This is a genomic window from Pseudomonas sp. F007 (assembly GCF_057814275.1).
In genome coordinates this window covers 734,934-742,408 of record NZ_JBVATA010000002.1, presented here as the reverse complement: position 1 = coordinate 742,408, position 7,475 = coordinate 734,934, and the positions used below count along the sequence as shown (strand labels likewise).

The following is a 7,475-nucleotide window of genomic DNA, read 5'->3' as shown; positions in this document are numbered from 1 at the left end:
TTTGCTGTCAAGTGATTATTTTCAGAAGTTTTCAAGGAATCCTTAACAACTTCAACCACTTGCGCTTTCGATCTCTCGTCAGCGGGAGGCGAATTCTACAGCGTTACACGCTGCTGTCAACACCTCTCTTTCAACTTCCTTCGTGCTTCGATGACCTGAAACACTGACTGCCGAAAACTGCGTAACTCGTTGTTTACCAAGGAGTTTTCCGTTTCGACTGCGCCGGAAGTGGGGCGAATTATAGACACTTACAATTCGCCGTCAACCCCTAATTCAAGCTTTACGCAGATTTGAGCGTAATCCGCGCAAATGCCTTCTTGCCCGCCTGGCAAACATGGGTTGCGCCAAGTACGTATATAAAGGAGCGATCAACCACCTGACCATCAACACGTACACCGCCGGAACCCAACAGATCACGCGCGACCGCCGAGTTCTTCACCAGGCCCGCCTGATTGAGCACAGCAGCAATCGGCATGTCTTCAGTTGCAGTCAGCTCGATCTCCGGCAGGTCATCCGGCAGCTCACCATCCTTCATACGATTGCCCGCCGCACGGTGAGCATTGGCCGCGGCCTCTTCACCATGGAAACGCGCGACAATTTCTTCCGCCAGCTTGATCTTGACGTCACGCGGGTTTGCACCCGCCTCGACATCAGCGCGCAACGCGTTGATCTCATCCATCGAGCGGAAGCTGAGCAACTCGAAGTAACGCCACATCAATGCATCCGGAATCGACACCAGCTTGCCGTACATCACACCAGGCGCTTCTTGAATGCCGACATAGTTGCCCAGGGACTTGGACATCTTCTTCACGCCATCCAGACCTTCAAGCAGCGGCATGGTCAGAATGCACTGAGCTTCCTGACCGTAACCGCGCTGCAACTCACGCCCCATCAGCAGGTTGAACTTCTGATCGGTGCCGCCCAACTCCACGTCGGCACGCAAGGCAACCGAGTCGTAGCCCTGCACCAGCGGATAGAGGAACTCGTGGATCGCGATCGACTGATTGGTCGAGTAACGCTTGTCGAAGTCATCACGCTCGAGCATGCGAGCGACGGTGTACTGGGAGGTCAAACGAATGAAATCCGCCGGCCCCATCGCGTCCATCCAGGTGGAGTTGAACGCGACCTCGGTCTTGGCCGGGTCGAGAATCTTGAACACCTGAGTCTTGTAGGTCTCGGCGTTTTCCAGAACCTGCTCGCGCGTCAGCGGCGGACGAGTAGCACTCTTGCCACTCGGATCACCGATCATCCCGGTGAAGTCGCCGATCAGGAAGATCACCTGGTGGCCCAACTCCTGAAACTGACGCAGCTTATTAATAAGCACCGTATGCCCAAGGTGCAGATCGGGTGCCGTCGGGTCAAAGCCAGCCTTGATACGCAGCGGCTGGCCGCGCTTGAGCTTTTCGACAAGCTCGGACTCGACCAACAATTCTTCCGCACCACGTTTGATCAGCGCTAGCTGCTCTTCAACCGACTTCATAACAGACCCGCAAGGCTCAGATTCAAAGGGGACCAACCATACAAGATCGCGCACCAAATACAAGTTTTGCCCGGCGCACGGACAGCATTCCACGAACAGAGCACTCGCGGCTTGCTTAAGAGATGATTTGGTTATATTTTATACAGTTATTTCATCTTCATCATGTCATTCATCTTTTCCATTTCATCTTTTCCAAAGTCAAATTACCTATGACCACAGAACCGTCTAAAGCGCCGCCGCTTTATCCGAAGACCCACCTGCTGGCCGCAAGTGGCATCGCCGCCCTGCTCAGCCTCGCACTCCTGGTGTTTCCATCCAGTGACGTCGAAGCCAAAAAAACCACGCTGAGCCTTGAGCTGGAAAGCCCTGTTGAACAACTGACACAAGATCAAGACGCTGCCGAGGCCGTCCAAGCCACAAATGAGCCGGTGGAGTCGCCCTTCGCGCAGATCGAAAACAGCACCGATAAAGTCCAGCAAACTGCGCAAGCAGCCCCTGCTCCCGTCATTGAAGAGAAAAAGGCTGCCAGCCATAGAGAGGTCATCGTCGCCAAGGGTGACACCCTTTCGACCCTGTTCGAGAAAGTCGGCCTGCCCTCCTCGGCAGTCAGCGAAATCCTCGCAAGCGACAAGCAAGCCAAGCAGTTCACCCAACTCAAACACGGCCAGAAGCTCGAGTTTGAACTTGGCCCAGACGGCCAGTTGAACACCCTGCACAGCAAGATCAGCGACCTCGACAGCATCAGCCTGAGCAAGAACGCCAAGGGTTATGCGTTCACCCGCACAACCGCCAAGCCGACCGTACGCACCGCCTATGTACACGGGGTTATCAACAGTTCGCTTTCGCAGTCCGCAGCACGCGCCGGCCTGTCCCACAGCCTGACCATGGACATGGCCAGCGTGTTTGGCTACGACGTCGACTTCGCCCAGGATATTCGCCAGGGCGACGAGTTTGACGTGATCTACGAACAGAAAGTGGTCAACGGCAAGGCTGTTGGCAACGGCCCTATCCTCTCGGCACGCTTCACCAACCGCGGCAAAACCTACACCGCCGTGCGTTACACCAACAAACAAGGCAACAGCAGCTACTACACCGCAGATGGCAACAGCATGCGCAAGGCGTTCATCCGCACTCCGGTGGACTTCGCCCGTATCAGCTCGCGCTTCTCGATGGGCCGCAAGCATCCGATTCTGAACAAAATTCGCGCCCACAAAGGTGTCGACTACGCCGCCCCGCGTGGCACACCGATCAAGGCCGCCGGCGACGGTAAAGTGCTGCTGGCCGGTCGGCGTGGCGGCTATGGCAATACCGTGATCATTCAGCACGGAAACTCCTACCGCACGCTGTACGGGCACATGCAAGGCTTCGCCAAGGGTGTGAAGACTGGCGGCAGCGTCAAGCAGGGCCAGGTCATTGGCTACATCGGCACCACCGGCCTGTCGACCGGCCCGCACTTGCACTACGAGTTCCAGGTCAACGGCGTACACGTCGACCCACTGGGACAGAAACTGCCAATGGCTGATCCAATTGCCAAGGGCGAGCGAGCGCGCTTCCTGCAGCAGAGCCAGCCACTCATGGCGCGCATGGATCAAGAAAAGGCCACCATGCTCGCTTCGAGCAAACGTTAAGCCATGGCGCTTTATGTGGGGGTGATGTCCGGCACCAGCCTGGATGGGCTGGACATCGCGTTGATTGAACACACCACCACGCTCAGGCTGGTGGCAACCCACTACACCCCCATGCCTGAAGCCCTACGCTCCGAGTTGCTGGGGCTGTGTGCGAGTGGACCGGACGAGATCGCCCGCTCCGCCATTGCCCAGCAACACTGGGTAACCCTCGCCGCCCAGGGCATCAACAGCCTGCTGGCAGCACAGCAACTCCATCCTGAAGACATCCAGGCAATCGGCAGCCACGGGCAGACCATTCGCCACGAACCTGCGCGCGGCTTCACAGTGCAGATCGGCAACCCCGCCCTGCTCGCAGAACTCACCGGTATCACGGTCGTCAGCGACTTCCGTAGCCGTGACGTGGCAGCCGGTGGACAAGGTGCGCCACTGGTGCCGGCCTTTCACGAAGCGCTGTTTGGAGAGCGCACGGGCAATCGCGCAGTGCTCAACGTGGGCGGATTCAGCAACCTGAGCCTGATCGAAACGGGCAAACCGGTAGCGGGATTTGATTGCGGCCCGGGCAACGTTCTGCTGGATGCGTGGATTCATCAGCAACGTGGTGAAACCTTCGACCGTGACGGCCAATGGGCGGCCAGCGGCCAAGTCGAAGCGGCCTTGCTGAAGGCCCTGCTCAGCGACCCGTTCTTCCAGACCTCAGGCCCGAAAAGCACCGGCCGTGAAGTCTTCAACCTGCAATGGCTGACCCAGCATCTGGCGCAGTTGCCGACATACGCTGAACAAGACGTGCAGGCCACGCTGCTGGAACTGACTGCCTTGACGATCGTCGACTCACTACAAGCTGCCCAACGCGAGACCGAGGAACTGTTGGTCTGCGGAGGTGGTGCACACAATGCCGCGCTGATGACCCGCCTCGCCATGCTTCTACCTGATACCCGCGTTGCCAGCACCGCCATTTACGGAGTGGATCCGGATTGGGTCGAAGCCATGGCGTTTGCCTGGCTGGCGCACTGCTGCCTCGAGGGCATCCCCGCCAATCGCCCCAGCGTCACCGGCGCTCGCGGCCTGCGGATACTGGGCGCCATCTACCCCGCCTGACGCCAGACAGCAAAACGCCGCAAGGCCCCGGAGCCATGCGGCGTTGAGTACAACAACTACTGCACGCGACGATCAGATCGAGAACGAAGAGCCACAACCGCAAGTGGTGGTGGCGTTCGGGTTCTTGATCACGAAACGCGAACCTTCGAGGCCTTCCTGATAGTCCACCTCGGCACCGGCCAGGTACTGGTAGCTCATCGGGTCGACAACCAGGCTGACGCCCTCGCGCTCGACGATGGTGTCGTCATCGGCCACTTCTTCATCGAAAGTGAAACCGTACTGAAACCCTGAACAACCGCCGCCCGTAACGAATACGCGCAACTTCAAGCGATCATTGCCCTCTTCATCGACCAGGCTCTTCACCTTGTGCGCAGCACCGTGAGTGAATTGCAAAGCCGTGGGGGTGAAGGATTCGACGCTCATGCTGACTATCTCCCGGCGTTATGCCGCCATACTGCGTGATGACGCGCATTATCCGCTTCTCCTAGAAAAGCGGTCAACTATTGTTATGGTATAGCAATCAACATAATCACGCTGACAGACAGCAAAAAGGCCCGTTCAAGGGCCTTTTTGCTATGCGCCGCCAGGCTTAAGGCAACATCCCCGCATGGGACAGACCCAGACGCTCATCCAGGCCGAACATGATGTTCAGGTTCTGCACTGCCTGACCCGAGGCCCCTTTTACCAGGTTGTCGATCACCGACAGCACCACCACCAGATCGCCGTCTTGAGGCCGGTGAACCGCAATACGGCACACGTTGGCACCTCGCACGCTGCGAGTTTCTGGATGGCTACCTGCCGGCATGACATCGACAAACGGCTCGTTGGCGTAGCGTTTCTCGAACAGCGCCTGCAAATCGACAGAGCGATCGACCACTGTCGCGTACAGCGTCGAGTGAATGCCACGAATCATCGGCGTCAGGTGCGGAACAAACGTCAGGCCGACTTCCTTACCGGCGGCACGACGCAACCCTTGGCGAATTTCCGGCAGATGGCGATGACCTTTGACCGCATAGGCCTTCATGCTTTCTGATGTTTCGGAGTACAGCGAACCCACAGCAGCGCCGCGACCAGCACCGCTGACGCCAGACTTGCAGTCAGCGATCAGACGCGAGGCGTCGGCCAGCCCGGCTTCGAGCAGCGGCAGGAAACCCAACTGAGTCGCGGTTGGATAGCAGCCCGGCACAGCAATCAGGCGGGCTTGCTTGATCTGTTCGCGATTGACTTCCGGCAAGCCATACACCGCTTCCTCCAACAACTGCGGGGCGCCGTGAGGCTGGTTGTACCACTTGGCCCACTCGTCTGCGTCCTGCAACCGGAAGTCCGCCGACAGGTCGATGACCTTGGTCCCGGCCGCCAGCAATTCGCCCGCCAGGGCATGGGCAACACCATGGGGTGTAGCAAAGAACACGACATCACAGGCACCGAGCGTCTTGATGTCCGGAACGCTGAACGCCAGGCCGTCGTAGTGGCCGCGCAGGTTGGGATACATATCGGCAACGGCCAGACCGGCCTCGGATCGAGAAGTGATGACCACCACTTCCGCTTGCGGATGCTGAGCCAACAAACGCAGCAATTCGACACCGGTGTAACCCGTGCCGCCGACGATACCGACCTTGACCATAAACCTGCCCTCAACGAACCCACTGGAAAGCCGTCGATAATAGGGCTCACCCCGCCCTGCGACAACCGGCAAGGTGACGTACGGAGGCTCAAGCCTCTACTATTCGGGCTACCGTGAACCTGGGAATAACCAAAAATGCTCTATCTGTGGCTCAAAGCCTTTCATATCGTCAGCATCGTCTGCTGGTTTGCCGGCCTGTTCTACCTGCCGCGCCTGTTCGTCTATCACGCCCAAAGCGAGGACAGCATCAGCAAGGAGCGCTTCAGCCTGATGGAGCGCAAGCTGTATCGCGGCATCATGGGCCCCTCGATGATCGCGACGCTGATCTTTGGCGGCTGGTTGATCAGCCTCAACCCAAGCGCCTATTTCACCCAGGGTGGCTGGATGCACGCCAAGCTGGCATTGGTCGTGCTGCTGATCGGCTACCACCACATGTGCGGCGCGCAGGTGAAGCGCTTTGCCCGTGGCGAAAACACCCGCAGCCATGTCTTTTACCGCTGGTTCAATGAAGTTCCGGTTCTGATATTGCTGGCTATCGTAATTCTGGTGGTTGTGCGGCCGTTCTAATCCTACTGACTGAACTGACTCGGGGTACTTCCAATGTCGCTGCCCGCTTTGCTCGAACAACACCTGCGCCTGCCCGTCGTGGCTGCGCCGATGTTCCTGATTTCCAATCCACAACTGGTGCTTGCCTGCTGCCGTAACGGCGTGGTCGGTAGCTTTCCGGCGCTGAACCAACGCGAAAGCAGCGGCTTCAAGGCCTGGCTGGAAGAAATCGAGGCGGGTCTGGCACTGCTGGAAAACCCCGCGCCCTATGCCGTGAACCTGATCGTGCATCAGAGCAATCCGCGGCTGGAGGCGGACCTGGCGATCTGCGTCGAGCACAAGGTACCGATCGTGATTACCAGCCTGGGCGCCGTCAAGGAACTGGTGGACACCGTTCATGGCTATGGCGGCCTGGTGTTCCACGACGTGACGACTCGCCGCCACGCCGAGAAAGCCGCTGAAGCCGGAGTCGATGGACTGATCGCAGTCGCGGCGGGCGCCGGTGGACATGCTGGCACCTGGAGCCCCTTCTCGTTGATTGCCGAGATTCGCCAGTTCTTCGACAAAACCCTGTTGCTTGCCGGCTGCCTGAATCACGGCCATGAAATTCTCGCTGCGCAATTGCTGGGCGCCGACCTGGCCTACTTTGGAACGCGCTTTATCGGCACCACCGAAAGTCACGCGCCTGACGCTTACAAAGAAATGCTGCTGACATCGCGAGCCGCCGACATTGTGCATACCCCGGCGGTCTCCGGCGTACCGGCCAGTTTCATGCGCCAAAGCCTGCTCAATGCCGGTTTCGATATCGAGGCCCTGCAAGGCAAGGGTGAAATCAACTTCGGCGACAAGCTCAAGCCGATCAGCGATGAAGCCAAGGCCTGGAAAACCGTGTGGTCGGCCGGACAAGGTGTCGGCGAAATCGTCGACTTGCCCAGCGTGGATGAACTGGTTGCCCGGCTGGATGCCGAGTACCGCAAGGCACAGCAACTGGCCGCTCAATTGCCCAAGCGCTGGCCGCGCTAACATCGACCTCTCGGGCCAGCCGGAGCAGGCTGGCCTGAACCGGGCAATCAGCCCGCTTTATCGCGACAAGGAAGTACCG

The 7,475-nt window shown here is 58.7% G+C and carries 7 protein-coding genes; 4 read left to right on the top strand and 3 right to left on the bottom strand.

Annotation, left to right across the window (positions count from 1 at the left end; all coding sequences use genetic code 11):
* Positions 1-280: 280 nt before the first annotated feature.
* Positions 281-1,480 (bottom strand): tyrosine--tRNA ligase, encoded by a 1,200-nt coding sequence (tyrS, locus tag ACZYR5_RS07560; protein WP_489089047.1) that lies wholly within the window; start codon positions 1,478-1,480, stop codon positions 281-283.
* 209 nt (positions 1,481-1,689) lie between these two features.
* Here tyrS and ACZYR5_RS07555 point away from each other — a divergent pair, with 209 nt between their 5' ends.
* Entirely contained in the window at positions 1,690-3,108 is a 1,419-nt protein-coding gene (locus ACZYR5_RS07555; protein ID WP_489088489.1) for a peptidoglycan DD-metalloendopeptidase family protein, read from the top strand.
* A 3-nt stretch (positions 3,109-3,111) separates the two neighbouring features.
* Entirely contained in the window at positions 3,112-4,203 is a 1,092-nt protein-coding gene (locus ACZYR5_RS07550) for an anhydro-N-acetylmuramic acid kinase (RefSeq protein ID WP_489088490.1), read from the top strand.
* 72 nt (positions 4,204-4,275) lie between these two features.
* Here the strand turns inward: ACZYR5_RS07550 and erpA are convergent, their stop codons facing one another.
* Both erpA and argC read right to left on the bottom strand, forming a co-directional pair.
* Positions 4,276-4,626 carry an iron-sulfur cluster insertion protein ErpA gene (gene erpA / locus ACZYR5_RS07545; protein WP_027617200.1) on the bottom strand — a complete coding sequence of 117 codons (351 nt, stop codon included), beginning with the start codon at positions 4,624-4,626 and terminating at the stop codon, positions 4,276-4,278.
* Between the two features lie 166 nt (positions 4,627-4,792).
* On the bottom strand, positions 4,793-5,827 hold the full coding sequence (gene argC / locus ACZYR5_RS07540; RefSeq protein WP_489088491.1) for an N-acetyl-gamma-glutamyl-phosphate reductase: 1,035 nt from the start codon (positions 5,825-5,827) through the stop codon (positions 4,793-4,795).
* Positions 5,828-5,962: 135 nt separating this feature from the next.
* On the opposite strand from argC, the gene hemJ reads away from it, so the two are divergent.
* Both hemJ and ACZYR5_RS07530 read left to right on the top strand, forming a co-directional pair.
* Complete coding sequence (hemJ, locus tag ACZYR5_RS07535; protein ID WP_489088492.1) at positions 5,963-6,394, top strand: protoporphyrinogen oxidase HemJ; 432 nt, start codon at positions 5,963-5,965, stop codon at positions 6,392-6,394.
* A gap of 33 nt (positions 6,395-6,427) precedes the next feature.
* Positions 6,428-7,396 carry an NAD(P)H-dependent flavin oxidoreductase gene (locus ACZYR5_RS07530; protein ID WP_489088493.1) on the top strand — a complete coding sequence of 323 codons (969 nt, stop codon included), beginning with the start codon at positions 6,428-6,430 and terminating at the stop codon, positions 7,394-7,396.
* Positions 7,397-7,475: the final 79 nt, after the last annotated feature.